Raw genomic sequence first — 17,951 nt, 5'->3', positions numbered from 1 at the left:
CAAAAAAACCATGCTTTGCAAATCTTTATTTTTACCGTTTACTGTACAGTCGCTGCTAATTTAATCTGTCCAGCATCTTGAATTAGCTCCATTTTTTCCACACTCAACCCCATTTGAGCCAATTGTGTAAGGAAATTTGCCAAGATGGCATAATTTTCATGTGAAACATTTAACTGGATTTTGTTATCAATTTCCTGTGCACTGACCGATAAACCTTGCTGCTGTGCAACGCGTTGCACTTTTTGAGAAGCATCCAGTTGTAGGTCTTCACTCGGCTTCATTGTTGCGGCATTACTTTGCATCCAGACAATTGTGTCTTTAAGCTGATTTAGACGTTTTTGCTGGGTATCTGCTGCCTTATGCATATACCAAAGAGCAGAACCAATAGCAGCAACTAAAACAAATATACTGGTAAAAATCACCATCCAACGCTCACGTGTAGACAGTTGGTCCAAATAGTCCTGTACGCGATCAATGGTTGTATCAAGGCGCTGTTGAAATGTATCTAATGCTTTCATTGTATTTTCACCAATCCAACTGCTTCAACACCTATCGCTTGAATATTCCCAAGCTCCACTTTGAATCCTTGAGAACTCAACTGTTTCACCAATACATTAAGCGATTCTGAACTTTTTGCTTTTAACTGCATATTTAACGCCGCATCTGCATACGTAACTTGCTGTGCCACAATTTGGTTTTGCAGCAACACAGGCCCAATCCGGCTGATAAGAGAAAAGAGTTGCGTATCGGCGGTTTGACTTTGACGCAACTGCCCTTCGAACTGACTCTTAATATTCTGCTCAGTAACTGGGTAGCTTTGTCCAAACCAATATTTAAACTGATCAATGGCTTCGGCAGCGGTCACATTGGCAACTTTTTTATTTTGATACCATCTAGCAGCATCATAAGTAAATTGCACCAGTAATAAAGCTACAAATACCGCAGCACATGCTTTCCAACAACCTGAAACCGCTTGTTCAGATTTTACTTTAGGTAACACATTAAACGGATGCTGCTTGGCTTTCTTGAGTCCTGAGAAATGATATTGATTAGACTCAATTTGATCGGTTGTTACTTTTGCTTCTAGATGCTCAAAATCAGTCACATTTAAATTACTGATTAAATAACGCTGATCGGCATCTTGATAATCCAAATATAAAGTTAGATCATCAATCGCATCACCACGATATGCTGAATCTCGTGCAATCAAACGATCATTGACCTGCGCCAATATAGTTTGCCCAAGCTCCGGCTCAGGAAGCACTAAAAAGTCTGGCAATAACGCAGCAACTTTAAACGGCAATAAATTCAAACTGTGTTGCATCGTTTCGACTGTGCTATGCGCAATACCTAAGATGCTGAGTTGATCTTGACCTGAAAATTGATGCAAAATCTTCATCGCATCAATCGGTAAAATTACATATTCTTCAAGTAAGTACTTTACCCCTTCAACCCCCATTTTTTTATATTGTGGTTTGGGAATAGATAATTCTAAAATCTGTGCATGACGACTCGAAAAGAACACGACCACATCTTGCCCGTGATAATTTTGTGTATCTTGGATCAACTGCTCCTGACTTATTGCAGTATTCCAAAATTCCCCATCTGTCCATTGCCAAACCCCGTTGGCTTCAGGCATCCATAAATACAACATCGATCGTGTTCTGCCGTTTTTAATTAATTTTATACTGTTGGAATAAAGCTTTTTATTTGTGTCGATAATCCTTCAGCAATTACAGCTTGCTCAAAAATTCGTGCTTCTGCAAGAGCATAAGAATAAAAAGATTCACCTGTAAGTAAAGATGAGAGATGCGCCACAACATTCATATGACACACCACCACAATCGATTCATAAGGCAATTGTGATAACCACTCTACTGCAACCTTTGCGTCATCATCAGGCTTAATCGTATTGCAGACCACAACAGGCACATCTTTAAATTGTTGCTGAAGATGTGACGAAGTTTGCTGCGCGCGAAGTAATGGACTCACCACGAAGACTTCAGGTTTTACAGTATTCTTTAGAAACTGTGCTGTTTGCTCAGCTTGCAAATGACCGCGCTCTGTTAATGGTCTTTGATGATCACTCACTTGAAATGGATGTGATGCTTCACCATGGCGGACAAGGGTTAAATGCATAAAATATCCTTATATAAAAAGACCTAAGCAAATTATATGTTTAGGTCTATTTAAAAAATCAAACATGATGATGCGGTAATACAAACTCGACATCACTGCGATGTCCATTTTTCATCAGTGACACCGCAATACTCATGGGTGGTGCACCTTCAAAGATGACATCATATAAAGCACAGGTGATTGGCATGTATACATCAAGGGCTTCTGAACGTGCTTTAACCTGCACAATGGTATTGATCCCTTCTGCTGTTTGCCCTAACTCAGTGGTGGCTTGTTCTAAAGTTTTACCTTTACCGAGCGCATAGCCCACTTGATAATTACGACTCAAAGGACTGTTACAAGTCGCAAATAAATCACCTACACCTGAAAGTCCCAAGAAAGTCAGCGGATTAGCACCCAACTTCACTGCAAATCGACTCATTTCAGCCAAAGCACGAGTCAAGATCATACTTTTGGTGTTTTCACCGACATTGTATGCCGCTGCCATCCCCATCGCGACAGCATAAATATTCTTTAACGCCCCGCCGAGCTCAACTCCATGCACATCATCACTGGCAAAGACACGGAATAATGCACTATGTAATGCTTGCTGTACTGCATAACGCACCAGCTCCGACTCACTAGCAATAACCGTACCTGCAGGCTGGCCAGATACGATCTCTTTCGCCAAGTTCGGACCTGAAAGCACACCATATGGCACTTCAGGTAATACTTCACGAATAATGTCACTCATAAAGCTAAAGGTATCTGCTTCAATCCCTTTCGTCAGTGAAATCACCGCTTGCGCACTGATAAATGGTTTAATCTGCTGCAATACAGATCGGAAAGAATGGCTTGGAATAGCCACTAAAATAATATCGCGATCGCGTACTGCTTTTTCCAAATCTGAAACGGCAACCAAGCCGGCTTCGAGCTGAAAATCGGGCAAATAACGTTTATTGATATGCGTGGCGTTGATGTCCGCTGCAACCGCTTCATCACGAATCCAAATCATGGTGTCGCAACCATTGCGTACAGCCGTATTTGCCATAGCTGTACCAAAGCTACCGCCACCTAGCACAGTCACACGTAATGCAGTTTTTTGATCAATCGCAACAGGTTCAACCAAATCTGAAAATTTAAGTTCCGACATAGAGGTTAAATATCCTTTTTAAATCTTATTATTTGTCTAATTGTGCTTGCTGAGGTTGCCACTCACTTACAAAATCTTCAACATGAATTTCTGCACGAGGTGGAATTGCTTTTGCCGCCGTACCAATATAAATAATCCCAGACACCAAGTCGTTACTCGACAAACCCAAAGCTTGCTTCAAGAGTGCTGACTTGACCACAGCTCCACTACGCCAAATGGTAGAGAAACCCTGAACTTGCAAAGATAGAATAAAGTTTTGAACTGCCGCACCTGAGCTAAGAATCTGTTCAAAATATGGCACTTTTGGGTGATCTTGCAAAGTGGTTAAAGCCAACACCAATAGAGGTGCTCTGAAAGGATGATTTTTCACACGCTCAATTTGTGCAATTTCAGTTTCACCCAAATCGACTAAGGCTTGAGATAGCAACTCGCCAAACGCCTCACGCTGTTGATCAGGGACAATGACAAATCTCGTGGGTTTTAAACGATGATGATCTGGGGCCGTCAGCGCTGCGCTGAATGCTTTTTCGAGTTGTTCTTGATTCGGTGCTGGTGCAAGCAAATGTCCAATTGATTGACGTTGATGCATATTTTGATGAACGATGTCGATTGCAGATTCCGTCATTGCCTTCATTTTCTTTGCCTATTAACAGCTTCAAAGATTAGCATAATCTAGGCAACTTACTCTATAAGTCATCTATGTTTTCGACTGAGTTTAAAACGTTCACCATAATTGGAGGAATGAATCGGGTGTGATTACATCAATCAACTAAAAAAATCATCTTAGATGCGAAACTCATACATCATCTTCAAATTCATTGATCAATCTTGTGGTTTAATTTTTAACAGATTTTACTCACAGAGTGCTAAACATGAAAAAAATGATGACTTTAGGCGGAATCATTTCTGCCGCTGTACTTTTAACAGCTTGTGCTTCCACCCCAACCAATTCACTTGCTATTCAAAAAGAAAATAATCTATATGAAGTGACAGGCTTAGGTAAATCGCAAATTATTTCTAAAAATAATGCAATTAGCGCTGCAAGCAAAACCTGTGGCAGCAAAGCATCCCCTGTGCTAGTAGATGAAAAGACCAACTATAGCGGTGCTTTAAAAGGTGTTGTAGATGAAGAAACAGGACAACTCATTCAAGCTGCCGCTAATGTATTGGGCAACCTCGCTGGTCGTAATACAGGATTAAATCAGGATGATGATTATCAAACGGTACTCACATTCCGTTGCCAAACCAACTAATTTTGTAAATAAAAAAGCCGCTTTTGAAAGCGGCTTTTTTTATGCTTAAAACTTAGCAATAACCATCTAAACGAGTCAGCGGTAATTTTTGCCCAATCGCTTTTTCAATTTCTGGTAAATAGAAAGCATCATCTTCTGACAAGAAACTAATACTTACACCGCGTGTACCCGCACGACCGGTACGACCAATACGGTGTACATAATCATCCGATTGTTCAGGTAAAGTAAAGTTCACCACGTGCGAAACACCATCCACATGGATACCACGACCTGCAACATCTGTTGCAATCATAATGTTGTGTTTACCGTTTTTAAATTGATCGAGCATTTTCAAGCGTTTGTCTTGAGCAATTTCACCTGACAACATCACGACTTTGTAGCCATCTTTTTTCAAATGATCATAAAGCTTACGCACTTGATCACGACGATTGGCAAAGATCATGACTTTTTCAATCGGCTCATCACGCAAAATTTCTTGCAGCAATTTATATTTATCTGATTTGGCAACCATATACACACGTTGCTCAACGTCAGCATTGGTTTTCTTTTCCGGCTCGATTTCGACAGTCACAGGTTCAAATAACCATTGCTGTGCAAGATTTAACACGTCATAACTAAAGGTTGCTGAGAACATCAGTGTTTGGCGCTGCTCTTTACGTGGAGAGAAACGCACAATACGCTTAACTGATGGGATAAAGCCCATATCCAAAAGACGGTCCGCTTCATCAATGACTAAAAATTCAATTTGATCGAGCCAAACTTCTTTTTGTTCTACAAAGTCGATTAAGCGACCTGGGGTTGCCACCATAATGTCAACCGGTGCTTTATCGAGTTGTGCTTTTTGCTTATCAAAATCTACACCACCCAACAAAGTCACAACGTTTAGATCGGTAAATTTAGTCAGTTCATGAGCATCACTTTCGATTTGTAATGCTAATTCACGTGTGGGTGCCAAAATCAAAGCACGTGGCTCACCGCGGTAGCGCTGTTCTTTGATTGGGTTATTAAGTAAGTCGTTTAGGATGCTAATTAAAAAGGCAGCAGTCTTACCCGTACCTGTTTGAGCACGGCCAATCGCATCATGGCCTGCCAGAGTGAATTTTAAAACCTTCTGTTGAATAGGCGTCATTGACGAAAAGCCTAAAGCATCAATCGCTTGTTTCAATTTTGGATGTAAATTTAAGGTTTCAAAACCAGATGACATAAAGCTGTGCTCTAAATAGAAAATCTCTAAGGTTGTAACAGTATAAACAAAAAACGCCCCAATTTATATTGGAGCGTTTTATTAGATTAATCTCAACATTAGTCTAATGGCTGAACTTCTTCAGCTTGGAAACCTTTTTGGCCTTTTACAACGCTAAATTCAACACGTTGACCGTCACGAAGTGAACGGTGACCTTCACCTTGAATTGCGCGGAAATGAACAAATACGTCATCACCACCATTACGTTGGATAAAGCCGAAGCCTTTAGTATCGTTAAACCACTTAACTACGCCTTGTTCGCGAGCAGCTGTCATATGTCAATCCTCATTGAAACTAAAAAAAGGACCTTCCGGTGTTGCAAACAGCAGAGCAAACAAGTTTGAAAAATATTATTTTTAAGCTTGTAATCATTCTGTAAAACTATTAACAAAATCCCGGTTACATCCATTGTGTAATAGGGCGAAAAACAATCAATTTGTTTATCTAAAATCCTAAATACGCAACGAGCTTATCATGGGTTTATGACAATTAATAGACTTTTTTTTAAGTTTGTACTGATTGATTTAGCTGTTTTTTTCATAAATTTTAGTCATATATTTATAATCTTTTAAAAATATAAAAGCATATAAAAAAGTTTAGATTTGGCATCCTATTTGCTATGATATTTGCCTAGTTCAAAATGAGTGAATGACGCAAAACATGAGCAACAATGACCTGCAATTCAACATCATTGATGCGCTTGGAAAACCCTGCCCAACGCCACTCTTAATGTTGAAACGTGCTTTAAAGAGTCAGACTGGACAAACCTATTTACTCAAGTCATCTGACCCACATAGTCAAATTGATATTTCACGTTACTGTGAAATTCATCAAATTCACTATCAAATGAAACAAGTGTCGGATCATGAGTTTCATTACATAATTGAATCTTAAATAGTTTCAATTAAACTAGATTCCTTCATATTCGTATAAAACGTTACATTTCTATACCCAAATATTCATTTTTTGGTTAGAGTTTGGATTAAGATTAAAATTAGTATTTGGAATGATCCCGAATTCCTTAAGGAGAACACATGAGTGACAGCAGCAATCAATTGATGCCCCTGTCATTATCAGCACCTGGTGTCAATCTTGGTGCTTATATTAGCACTGTCAATCAAATTCCAATTTTAACAGCCGAACAAGAAAAAGAGTTGGCTGAGCGTTATTACTACGACCAAGATTTAGATGCAGCCAAAATGTTGGTCATGTCGCATCTGCGCTTTGTGGTGCATATTGCACGTAGTTATGCAGGTTATGGTTTACCTCAGGGCGATTTAATTCAAGAAGGCAACTTAGGCCTCATGAAAGCCGTAAAACGTTTTGACCCCAATATGGGCGTTCGTTTGGTGTCTTTCGCGGTGCACTGGATTAAAGCCGAAATTCACGAATATGTAATTCGTAACTGGCGTATTGTCAAAATTGCGACCACCAAAGCTCAACGTAAATTATTCTTTAACTTACGTAGCTTGAAAAAGTCATCTAAAAAGCTAACGCTTGAAGAAGCGCAAAAAATTGCGAATGACTTAAATGTAACACCTGAACAAGTGTTAGAAATGGAAGGTCGTTTAACTGCCTATGATGCTGCTTTTGAAGCTTCTGGCGATGACGATGATGAAGGTTCAACTCATGTTGCACCTGCGCTTTATTTGGAAGATAACCGTTACGATCCTGCTCGCCTCATTGAAAACGAAGATTACGAAGAGCAAAGTACCTCTGCATTGCATGATGCGATGGAACAATTAGATGATCGTTCACGTAATATCTTGCAACGTCGTTGGTTAGATGATGAAAAATCAACCTTGCACGAACTTGCTGCTGAATATAACGTTTCCGCGGAGCGTATTCGTCAGCTTGAAAAAAATGCAATGGAAAAAATTAAAGTGGCCATGTCCTCTAATTAAGACATTGTCCTGATCAAAAGCCTCCATATTTGGAGGCTTTTTTATGAATTAGCTATCGTGAATATATGCTATGTTTGCCATAAGTATTAAAGGATGAGCATTTTATGTGGATTGCAATTTCAGCCTTAAATTTAGCTTTTGCAGTAATGTTGGGCGCATTTGGTGCACACGGCTTAAAATCACGTGCCACGGAAGCGCAATTGGTATGGTGGCAAACAGCAACAGATTACTTTTTTTATCATGCACTTGGTTTACTACTGCTCTGCATCATCGCCAAAGTGATTCCCGAACTTCCAATCAAATGGAGTTTTATCCTGATTCAAGTCGGGATTTTCTTCTTTTGCGGTTCACTTTATGTCATGGCGCTGGGATTACCACGTGGTTTAGGCGCAATCACGCCGATTGGTGGTGCACTGATGATTGCAGGTTGGCTCATTTTGGCGTTGAATGCTTTTAAATATCTAAAATAAATAAGCCATAAATACTTCTCCCCCCCCAAATTCCCTTTTAATTTTTATAAAAAAACCGCTGTTATCAGCGGTTTTTTCTATAGGTGGTGATATTAAGGGATTAATCCTTCATCACGCATTGCAATTTGCACCGACTGACGCTCAGCCACTTTATTACGAATCGCGATAATATTTTTATATGGTGTTAAATCATGTTCAATGTGATTTGACCAATTGGTCAATACAAACAGGTATGCATCTGCTGGACCAAAGTTATCATCCACTAAGTATTCATTATCTGATTCACCAATGGTTTTATCGATATAGGTCAATAGACGATCAACTTCTGCATACGCAGCTTCTTTTGCTTCACCTTGTGGTTTTTGTGTGAAGAATACCGCATAAGCATCATGTAATTCTGAGTTTAAATAACCTAACCATTCAAGTACTTTTGCACGCCCCATACCTGATGGCGGAATTAAATCCTGTTTCGGATCATGCTGTGCAAGGAAAGGAAGAATCGCAACATTTTCAGTAAGAATCAGACCAGGGTTAATTTCTAGCGCAGGAACATAACCTTTTGGGTTAATCTCGTAGTAGTCAGCACCTTTTTCAGTTTTATGCGTTTTCAGATCAACACGCTCTAAGTCAAAATCAACATTAATTTCATTTAAAATAATATGTGCAGCCAATGAGCATGCACCAGGTGAATAATAAAGCTTCATATCTGATCCTTGGTATCTACTTCTTTAGTTTTATCTTGCTTCAAACACACTTTCAAGTGATCAAACCAGACAATTGTAAAAAAAGCCGAATGCCTATCTTCTGTGGCATTTACTCTATCAATATTGAGTATATTCAAAAGTTTTTCAAGTTAATCTTGTGTAGATTTTTAAAACGATCGGTTTAAGATACGCAGGTCAAAGTGAAGTGAAACGTATTTGTGATTCATCTGAAAAAAGAACAATGGTTCTCTAATATCCGTACTGATGTCTTAGCAGGTCTGGTCGTTGGTCTTGCCCTGATTCCTGAATCCATTGCATTTTCTGCAATCGCAGGTGTCGACCCACAAGTTGGTTTATATGCCTCGTTTTGTATAGCAGTCAGTATTGCATTTTTTGGTGGGCGTCCTGCCATGATTTCAGCGGCTACCGGTGCAATGGCCTTACTGATGATCAGTCTAGTCAAAGACTATGGTCTGCAATACTTACTCGCAGCCACAGTACTCACCGGTATTATTCAGATTATTGCAGGCTATTTCAAAGTGGCAAAACTGATGCGCTTTGTCTCACAGGCTGTCGTTTATGGATTTTTAAATGCATTAGCAATTTTAATTTTTGCAGCACAGATTCCTGAAATGAGTAAAATGGATACCATAGGCTTTATTTCCGTGGCAATTGGCTTAGCAATTATTTATCTCTTTCCTTATATACCCAAGATCGGCAAAGCCATTCCATCACCACTCATCTGCATTGTCGTCCTCAGTGTCTTAGCCATTGCACTAGGTGCAGACATGCGAACAGTCAGTGATCTTGGGCATTTTCCTGACACATTACCGATCTTTTTAATCCCACAAATTCCAGTGAATTTGGATACTTTGATCATTATTTTGCCCTATTCACTAACATTAGCAACTGTAGGCTTACTTGAAACCATGATGACAACGACCGTTGTTGATGAAGTCACTGAATCAAGTAGTGATCGCCATCAGGAATGTCGTGGACAAGGTATGGCAAATATTGTCAGCGGTTTTATGGGCGGTATGGCAGGTTGTGCCATGATTGGTCAATCGATCATTAATGTTTCTTCTGGTGCTCGTACTCGCCTGTCCACGCTTGTTGCTGGCGTATTCCTACTATGTTTAGTGGTCTTTTTAAAAGATTGGTTGGCATATATTCCCATGGCAGCCTTGGTTGCAATTATGGTGATGGTGGCTTTTACAACATTCCAATGGGGAGCAGTCAAACAATTCGGCAAGCATCCTGCTAGTTTTAATGTGGTGATGATTGCAGTTGTTATTGTTGTTTTAGCAACACATAACTTGGCACTCGGCGTACTTGTTGGTGTCGTGATCTCTGCGTTATTCCTGATAAATAAACTCGAAAGTACGGTGCATGTTGAAAGTCAGTTAATCGAGCATACTCATCACTACCAGATTTCAGGTCAAATTTTCTTTAGCAGTGCGGATAAGTTCTATCAGTTCTTTGACTTTAATGAACAGGTTCATACGGTAGAACTTGATCTCAGCCATGCGCATATTTGGGATATTACTTCGGTGAATATGCTCAATAGTGTGGTGCAAAAATTTACCAGTCAAGGAATTAAAGTTGAAGTCAAAGGATTAAATGAAGCAAGCAGCACCTTAATTGATAAATATCAAAACTCTTAAACCTCAATGCATAAAAGAGCCTTAAGGCTCTTTTATTTTTATCTGAGAGAAGTTCACTCAGTTTTTTATACAGAATGTAGGATAAAAATTTGACTTGAACTGCTCAGGACTTAAAATACCGCATTCTGAATTTTTTAGATTTGCCAAAGTTATGTCGAACGATCAATTAGACCAGCAAGTCGTAGAGCTGGACAATTTAAGCGAGCACCGCGAAATTGTAACGTTTATGCGCCGCTCAACACCGCTGAATACCTCTCAACGTACTGCGCTTGAACAATATGGTCACTTAATTTTGGAATACCCTGCTGGTGACTTACGTCAGCACTTTGAACATCCAGAACACCCACTGACTGTAGAAATAGGTTTCGGTATGGGGCGTTCATTGGTACTCATGGCAAAAGCCAATCCTGAACGTAACTATGTAGGTATTGAAGTACACGTTCCGGGTATTGCTCAATGCGTATATGAAGCAGGTATGGCAGGTTTAACAAACCTTCGCTTACTTGATGCTGATGCAATTCAAGTCCTTCGTGAGATGCCAGATGAAAGTATTAATGCTGTACAGCTTTACTTCCCTGACCCATGGCAAAAGAAACGTCATTTCAAACGTCGTTTTGTTTCTCATGATCGTATGCCACTTGTGGAACAAAAACTTGAAATTGGCGGTACATTCCACTCCGCTACAGACTGGGAACCGTATGCTGAATGGATGCTTGACGTTTTAGATAATCGTCCACGTTTAGAAAATATGGCAGGTAAAGGCAACAGCTACCCTCGCCCAGACTGGCGTCCACAAACTAAGTTTGAACGTCGTGGTCTAGAAGAAGGTCATAAAATTAACGATTTCTTATTTAAGAAAATTAAATAAGCATAAAAAAGCGCTGATTGATTCAGCGCTTTTTTCTTAACGTAAGAAAAACTTATAAATGAGTTTTAAAATTGAACTTCCATAAGGTGGATAAATCAATTTCATCAAACTGAACTTAGGACGGCTAAAAACAGATTTGGCATGACTAAATGTTTTAAAACCTTCATGCCCATGATAATGCCCCATACCTGATGGTCCAATCCCACCAAAAGGCATATCCTCCATACCAGCCGTCATTAAAGTTTCATTCAAACAAACACCGCCACTGTGTGTAGCATGCAATATTTTTTGCTGCTCAGTTTTATTATAGCCAAAATAATACAGTGCTAAAGGTCGATCATGCGAGTTGATATAGTGAATCACCTCATCAATCTGTTCATAGGTGATAATCGGTAAAATAGGTCCAAAAATCTCATTTTGCATAATAAGCATATCGTCATTGACGTTGCTTAACACGACATGAGGCAAACGACGTCCATCAGTCTCTGATTCAATTTGATGGAAAACAGCCCCTTTATCCTTTGCATCCTCTAAATAATGCTGTAAGCGTTCAAACTGTCGATCATTGACAATACTGGTGTAATCCGGATTCTGCAGAATACTATTCGGATAAAACTGTTTAATCGTTTCAAAATATGCCGCTATAAATGCATTGATTTGACTTTGGTGAACAAAGGCATAGTCAGGGGCAACACACGTTTGACCTGCATTCATGGTTTTACCGAAAGCAAGACGGCGCGCACTCTCAACAAGATCAGCATCTTTAGCAACAATTACAGGTGACTTCCCACCAAGTTCCAACGTTACAGGCGTAAGATTATCTGCCGCTGCATGTAATACATGACGTGCAATAGAAGTCGCTCCTGTAAAGAGCAAATGATCAAATGCTAAGGCGGTAAATTGCTGTGCCAGTTGTGCATCCCCCGTTACCACACAAACTTGATCTTCTGAAAAGTTCGCCGCAATCAACTTCTGAAACAGTGCTGAAAATTCAGGGGTATATTCGCTCATTTTCAATATCACACGGTTACCCGCAGCTAAAGCCTGAGCCAATGGTCCTACGGCTAAAAATAATGGATAATTCCATGGCACAACAATCCCGACAACACCGACAGGCTGATACATCACATAGCCTGTTGCCGGTTGAAATAGAATTCCGACTTTGCGCTTACTCGGTTTCATCCATTTTTTTAAATGCTTTAAACTGTGTTTAATGCCATTGAGACTAGTCATGACTTCAAACAGTTTGCTTTCATCAATACTACGATTGGAAAAATCACGGCTGATCGCAGCAGCAATTTCATCTTGATGCTGAACCACAATTTGATACAAGGTTTTAAGCTGTCTCACACGCTGATCATAACTTGGATAAGCATCAGCCAAACATGCTTGTCTTTGTAGCCCAAATAGTTGATGAAGTTGTTCTGTCTGATTCAGATATTTAGCTTGTTCCCATGACGGCATCTTTTCTATCCCTATAGCAATATTCTTTTTAATTAAGTAATTTTTTTAAATTCACAACCAATGCCAAGTTTAAATGCATTTATCTAGATTGATGTCGTGCTAACAATTGTTGGCTCAGCAAAGCATATACCTCTGCTAAATCATCTCGCTGTGATTGACCCAACATGCTTCGATGCATCGTCAAAATATTTTGATCACCACGCATCGCTGGTCCTGTTTGCATTTGCCTTGGATCATTTTGTACTGCTTTATGTGCCGTTTCTAAAATCAACGGATATAACAAGCTAAAATCAACATCCTTTGCATCTACGATTTGTTTCGCCATATCGTAACAATAATTACTAAAATTGCAGGCAAATACAGCTGCCAAATGCAGGCTCAAACGCTGTTCAGAGCTATACATATAAGTACGTTGACTTAAACTGCCTGCTAATTCTTTTAAAAGCATTGCATCATGAGGATGATGTGCTTCAACAAATAAAGGCGTATTTTGCCAATCGATTTCACGCTCTACACTAAAGGTTTGTAATGGGTAAAATACTCCCGATCTTGTATGCGTATCGGTTAATACCTGTATATGGGTACTCCCAGAAGTATGCACAATTAATGTATCTGCAGCATAGGTATGTAGATCCTGAATCACCTGCTGAATGGCTTGATCACTGACTGCAATAATCATCAGATCAACCGTTACATCTAAATCAGCGTAATTTTGAATCGGATGAACACCAAATTGATTAGATAAACTTAATAGTTTATCTAAATTACGCCCATAGATTTGCACCAATTGATGATGCTCGGATAATACTTTTGCTAGATGAAAAGCAACACGTCCTGTGCCAATGAGACTAATACGCATAATTGATCATTTGAGTTTAATTCATTTACAGCATGCCAAGAAAAAAGATATTAAACAATCTCAGCATTTAAAGGTCGTTTAATTAAAATACTGTAGCCAATAAAAAAGCCTGTTCAACAGGCTTTTTTATTCATTTAAAACTTACTTTTTCTGAATACCTTCATCATCCACCGAACGTACAACACCTGTATCAGTATTTAATACTTCAAACTCAATACGGCGGTTTTTAAAACGACCTTCCTCAGTTTCATTATCTGCACGTGGCTGTTCTGCCCCCACGCCCACAGCTTGAAGTTGTGCAGGGTCAACACCTTGTGCGGTTAGATAATTCACAATGGCTTGTGCACGATCTTGCGACAAGGCTTTATTTTTAGCCGCATCACCAGAAGCATCGGTATGTCCAACCACTTTCAAATGTACATTTGATGCGCGTTTTAACAAGGCAGCAGCTTGATCCAAAATCGATTTATTGACATCAGGAATCTCAGAGGATGCTGTCGCAAAGTTAATAATTTGCATATTAAGTGCAGTGGCAACATCAAGTGCTTTGACATTATCGGTTTTAATTGCCGCCAATGCTTGTTCCGCTTGGTTATTTGCAGAGCTTACCATTTCGTCAACACTGCTTGCTGGTGACTGACTGACAGTTTGACTGTTGGTCGTTACAGTTAAGTTTTTAGCCAACTGACGAATTTCGCCAGCTACACGATCAGCATCAGCTGGATTTGCCGCAGTAATGTTTAGTTGATCACCCACCCAATTTAGTGACAAATTCGGAATACCCTTGACTAATTTCAAGATCGAAGGAATCGTATCTTGATCAGTAAATGATGAATGATAACTCGCACTACCATCTACGCCACAGCCAGCGGTGTGATTGAAAATCTGCTTAATTTCATTTTGCAGTGTTTGAACATAATTAGGATTATTCAGATAAATACTACAATTGGTGACTTCAGCATTTGATCCAGTTGTCAATTGCAGTGCCGCAGGTTGATCTGTAACAGTCTGAGCTGCAGGTACGACTGCTTGCTCATCTTTTTTATTGGTACAAGATTTATAAAGGAACAGTGCAATGGCTGCGAGAATCAAGAAAATAATAAATGGCAGCCAAAAACTGCCTTTCTTGTCTTCTTCTGCGTATCTATTTGCTGCTACCGCGCTCGGTTGTTGATTTAATACTTTATTTGAATACTGTGATATACCTAATGAAGCTAAGATTGGCCCAGCCCAAATAGGTAATGCACTATGGATTGAGTCAGCATGCGTTTCCAGTAAATGGCTGACTGCTGTAGCATCTGTACCGCCAGCTTGTGCTTCCAAGAAGCCAATAGTAGGTGTTAGTGACTGATCCAAAGTATGTTCAAGCTCATCAGAACGAACTGTGCTACTTAATTGGTTTAGCAATTGCTGTTTAAGCGTATTTTCCCCAACAAAGATCTCAGAAAGATGTGGGTTCAACTGATGTCTTAAACTTTCAAACCATTCAGGACGATTCTTGAATATAGTTAACAATATGGGAAGAAACTTACTTAAGGCTTGATCTTTTTCAAACAATTGCTCGGTTTCACCATTTAATACAATGGGAGACACATGATCTTTCAAAAGCTCGATGAAATTTGTACTCATCACATCACCATTTTTTTCGTTTTTTCTAATGCTTAACGAATAGTTTATCGAGCGATTCTTTAGTAAATGTAAATTATTGTATGGTTATCACATTCAAGCACAACAGTTTTGTTTAGATCACATAAATGACAAAAAAAGCCAGCCGAAGCTGACTTTTAAAATATTTCAATATATTAGGCAGGATAATACGTCTGAATCACTTTACCTTTCACAGTTTGCTGAATAAGCGGTGTATTCTTACCTTGTGAACGAATCGTATCTTTGGTTAACGTCCATTCAAGTTCAGGATCAACCAAAACCCAACCCGATTCCGCTGCCCAACGTTGTTCCATTTGCGCCACTTTCGCTGGTGCTAAGCTGACTTTTTCTACCCATTCAAGTGGTGTAAACAAGCCTTCTTCCACTAATTTCACACCAAAGGGTACATAGGTATCGAACGCTGTAAAACCCGGTAGAGTTTCCGCAAACGGTGCCATTTTCGCTGAACTGCTTAAAGGTTCATGATGCGTACAGATCGCGTCGATTACGCCAGCTTTCACGCCTTGACGTAAAAGCTCTTTGTCATTTTCTGAGCGTAGCGGCGGACGAACATGAGCCAATGAATTAAATCCATCAATCAAATGGTCAGTCAAATGCAATTGATGCATCGCAACATCACAGGTTACAGGTAAGCCTTTTTCTTTAGCAATACGAATCAGTTCAACTGAAGCACCACACGATAGCAAACCGAAATGGGCACGTACTTTTGTTGCTTCAATCATTAATAAGTATTTCGCGATTGCCACAGTCTCAGCCAGTGCAGGAATCATCGGCAAACCTTGACGTGATGCAACAAAACCTTCATGCGCACAGCCATCTTTGGCAATTTGATGCTCTTCTGCATAGAACACAACAGTCAAACCCAAACCTGCTGCATATTCTAAAGTTCGTAATACAACATCATCATCAGCGAAAGGCGCATTGGCATTTGAAACGGCACTACAACCACCCTTTTTCAAGCCTGCCATGTTAGCAGGTTGATTACCTTTCAAACCTTGTGTTTGCGCACCAATCACTTCTAAGTAAATACCACCATCTAACATGGCTTTTTCAACTAAACCATGAATCAGTGCACCATTGTCCTGAACAATTGGTTTTGAATCTGGTGGAGTAAACACATGCAAAATACCATTTTCGCGTGCTGCTGTACCTTCAGACTTTAAAGTTCCGTGCTGCTGTTGCCCTGGCTCACGTAAACGCGCACAAAGGTCAACCATTGATGGCATCAACCATTTGCCTTGACCGTCTACGGTTTCAGTCACATTTGCAGCTTCTGCAACGATTTTGCCGTTTTCAATATAAACCGTTTGAATGCGATCAGTTTGATTGATTGGATCAAGCACACGTACATTTTCAATTTTTACAATAGTCATGACTTTTTCCTCAAACCGCAATTGCTTCAATTAAACCTTGTTCTTGTAACTGACCTTGCATGGCAAGTGCCAATACTGCCATACGAACAGCGATCCCATTCGTCACTTGATGCAAAATGACAGATTGAGGACCATCAGCAATGCTTGAATCAATTTCTACACCACGGTTCATTGGGCCTGGGTGCATAACGATACAATCGGGTTTCGCCAAAGCAAGACGTTCTTTGTTAAGACCGTACATTTTGTAGAATTCAGCTTGTGATGCAAGTGCTGGCGAATCAATACGTTCATTTTGAATACGTAACGTAATAATGACATCACAGTCTTTAATACCTGATTCCATGTCGTTAAATAAACGAACTTCAGGACCGTAATCATCAAAACCATATGGCAGCAAGGTATTCGGTGCAATCACACGAATATCTTTACACCCTAAAGTTTGTAGTGCTGCGACATCTGAACGAGCCACACGTGAATGTTTAATATCACCAATAATCGCAATTGAAATATCTTCAAAGTTCTTTTTGGTTTCACGGCGAATGGTCAACATATCAAGCATAGCTTGAGTTGGATGTGCATGACGACCATCACCTGCGTTAATGATTGCTACGTGCGGACATACATCTTTGGCAATAAAGTGCGCTGCACCTGATGACGAATGACGAACCACGAAAATATCCGCAGCCATGGCTTCTAAATTCCACAAAGTATCACGTAAAGTTTCACCTTTAGAGGTACTTGAGCGGGCAATATCGATGTTTAATACATTGGCAGAAAGTCGCTTTGCGGCTGCTTCAAAGGTCGTTCGCGTACGGGTAGAATTTTCAAAGAAGAGGTTCATTACCGTCTTGCCTTCGAGCAAATTATTGGTAATGAGCTGATTTTGGTCATTAAAAAAGGACGCCGCGGTGTCCAATATTTTTGTAAGAGTTTCTTTAGAAAGACCTTCGATGGTCAAGAAGTGTTTTAAATTGCCTTCTTTATTGAGTTGAATCTGGCTCGGTGTATGCAATGCAGCCAAGTGCATGAGAGATTCCTTATACGTTAAGTCAACGTATTATACAGAGATTGTACAGCCTGAATAGTTACTAAACAGCTTAGTTGATCAAAAAGCATCACGATAATAAAAATGAAAATTTAAATTCCTATACGAATTATCAATAAGATAATTTAAACTCATTTTTTAGTATTGTGATTTTAAAAGCAAAAA

At 39.7% G+C, this 17,951-nt stretch carries 19 protein-coding genes; 6 read left to right on the top strand and 13 right to left on the bottom strand.

The annotated features are described in order from the left end of the window. Positions 1-38: 38 nt before the first annotated feature. The 5 genes from gspM to A3K93_RS04610 are packed head-to-tail and all read right to left on the bottom strand — an operon-like array spanning position 39 to position 3,896. Complete coding sequence (gene gspM, locus A3K93_RS04630) at positions 39-518, bottom strand: type II secretion system protein GspM (RefSeq protein WP_067729372.1); 480 nt, start codon at positions 516-518, stop codon at positions 39-41. Next, entirely contained in the window at positions 515-1,654 is a 1,140-nt protein-coding gene (gene gspL, locus A3K93_RS04625) for a type II secretion system protein GspL (RefSeq protein WP_067729370.1), read from the bottom strand. The genes gspM and gspL overlap by 4 nt, the downstream gene beginning before the upstream one ends. 29 nt (positions 1,655-1,683) lie before the next feature. Next, positions 1,684-2,139 (bottom strand): SixA phosphatase family protein, encoded by a 456-nt coding sequence (locus A3K93_RS04620; protein WP_067729368.1) that lies wholly within the window; start codon positions 2,137-2,139, stop codon positions 1,684-1,686. Positions 2,140-2,197: 58 nt separating this feature from the next. Further along, positions 2,198-3,271: an NAD(P)H-dependent glycerol-3-phosphate dehydrogenase gene (locus A3K93_RS04615; RefSeq protein WP_067729367.1), complete on the bottom strand. Its 1,074-nt coding sequence runs from the start codon at positions 3,269-3,271 to the stop codon at positions 2,198-2,200. Between the two features lie 28 nt (positions 3,272-3,299). Beyond that, positions 3,300-3,896, bottom strand: a complete 597-nt coding sequence (locus tag A3K93_RS04610; protein ID WP_067731672.1) for a nitroreductase family protein — start codon at positions 3,894-3,896, stop codon at positions 3,300-3,302. Between the two features lie 247 nt (positions 3,897-4,143). Between A3K93_RS04610 and A3K93_RS04605 the strand changes: the two genes are divergently transcribed. Next, positions 4,144-4,524, top strand: a complete 381-nt coding sequence (locus A3K93_RS04605; RefSeq protein WP_067729365.1) for a hypothetical protein — start codon at positions 4,144-4,146, stop codon at positions 4,522-4,524. A 52-nt stretch (positions 4,525-4,576) separates the two neighbouring features. Here A3K93_RS04605 and rhlB read toward each other — a convergent pair whose 3' ends face one another. Together rhlB and A3K93_RS04595 are read right to left on the bottom strand one after the other, a co-directional pair. After that, entirely contained in the window at positions 4,577-5,728 is a 1,152-nt protein-coding gene (rhlB, locus tag A3K93_RS04600; RefSeq protein ID WP_067729363.1) for an ATP-dependent RNA helicase RhlB, read from the bottom strand. Between the two features lie 98 nt (positions 5,729-5,826). Continuing rightward, entirely contained in the window at positions 5,827-6,042 is a 216-nt protein-coding gene (locus A3K93_RS04595; RefSeq protein WP_004782461.1) for a cold-shock protein, read from the bottom strand. A 385-nt stretch (positions 6,043-6,427) separates the two neighbouring features. Between A3K93_RS04595 and A3K93_RS04590 the strand changes: the two genes are divergently transcribed. The 3 genes from A3K93_RS04590 (at position 6,428) to A3K93_RS04580 (ending at position 8,141) form a co-directional block, all read left to right on the top strand. Beyond that, positions 6,428-6,661, top strand: coding sequence for a sulfurtransferase TusA family protein (locus A3K93_RS04590; protein WP_081408546.1), 234 nt, complete (start codon positions 6,428-6,430; stop codon positions 6,659-6,661). Between the two features lie 140 nt (positions 6,662-6,801). Beyond that, positions 6,802-7,671, top strand: a complete 870-nt coding sequence (gene rpoH, locus A3K93_RS04585; protein ID WP_067729359.1) for an RNA polymerase sigma factor RpoH — start codon at positions 6,802-6,804, stop codon at positions 7,669-7,671. A 104-nt stretch (positions 7,672-7,775) separates the two neighbouring features. Continuing rightward, a complete protein-coding gene (locus A3K93_RS04580) occupies positions 7,776-8,141 on the top strand; it encodes a DUF423 domain-containing protein (protein ID WP_067729357.1) in 366 nt (121 codons plus the stop codon). A gap of 92 nt (positions 8,142-8,233) precedes the next feature. Here the strand turns inward: A3K93_RS04580 and A3K93_RS04575 are convergent, their stop codons facing one another. After that, positions 8,234-8,845, bottom strand: a complete 612-nt coding sequence (locus A3K93_RS04575; RefSeq protein ID WP_067729354.1) for a glutathione binding-like protein — start codon at positions 8,843-8,845, stop codon at positions 8,234-8,236. Positions 8,846-9,063: 218 nt separating this feature from the next. On the opposite strand from A3K93_RS04575, the gene A3K93_RS04570 reads away from it, so the two are divergent. Then, entirely contained in the window at positions 9,064-10,509 is a 1,446-nt protein-coding gene (locus tag A3K93_RS04570) for a SulP family inorganic anion transporter (protein ID WP_067729352.1), read from the top strand. A gap of 151 nt (positions 10,510-10,660) precedes the next feature. After that, on the top strand, positions 10,661-11,377 hold the full coding sequence (gene trmB, locus A3K93_RS04565) for a tRNA (guanosine(46)-N7)-methyltransferase TrmB (RefSeq protein ID WP_067729350.1): 717 nt from the start codon (positions 10,661-10,663) through the stop codon (positions 11,375-11,377). A gap of 36 nt (positions 11,378-11,413) precedes the next feature. Here trmB and A3K93_RS04560 read toward each other — a convergent pair whose 3' ends face one another. The 5 genes from A3K93_RS04560 to A3K93_RS04540 form a co-directional block, all read right to left on the bottom strand. Next, the gene (locus A3K93_RS04560; RefSeq protein WP_067729348.1) at positions 11,414-12,841 is read right to left on the bottom strand and encodes a coniferyl aldehyde dehydrogenase; all 1,428 of its coding nucleotides are present in this window, start codon (positions 12,839-12,841) and stop codon (positions 11,414-11,416) included. Between the two features lie 79 nt (positions 12,842-12,920). After that, complete coding sequence (locus tag A3K93_RS04555) at positions 12,921-13,700, bottom strand: Rossmann-like and DUF2520 domain-containing protein (RefSeq protein ID WP_067729346.1); 780 nt, start codon at positions 13,698-13,700, stop codon at positions 12,921-12,923. 141 nt (positions 13,701-13,841) lie between these two features. Further along, positions 13,842-15,329: an OmpA family protein gene (locus A3K93_RS04550; RefSeq protein ID WP_067729344.1), complete on the bottom strand. Its 1,488-nt coding sequence runs from the start codon at positions 15,327-15,329 to the stop codon at positions 13,842-13,844. A gap of 173 nt (positions 15,330-15,502) precedes the next feature. Continuing rightward, positions 15,503-16,741 (bottom strand): dihydroorotase, encoded by a 1,239-nt coding sequence (locus tag A3K93_RS04545; protein WP_067729342.1) that lies wholly within the window; start codon positions 16,739-16,741, stop codon positions 15,503-15,505. A 10-nt stretch (positions 16,742-16,751) separates the two neighbouring features. Further along, complete coding sequence (locus A3K93_RS04540) at positions 16,752-17,768, bottom strand: aspartate carbamoyltransferase catalytic subunit (RefSeq protein ID WP_067729341.1); 1,017 nt, start codon at positions 17,766-17,768, stop codon at positions 16,752-16,754. Positions 17,769-17,951: the final 183 nt, after the last annotated feature.

Source organism: Acinetobacter sp. NCu2D-2 (genome assembly GCF_001647675.1).
GTDB lineage: Bacteria > Pseudomonadota > Gammaproteobacteria > Pseudomonadales > Moraxellaceae > Acinetobacter.
The sequence above is the reverse complement of the archived record's forward strand: the minus strand, read 5'-3'. Positions and strand labels throughout refer to the sequence as shown.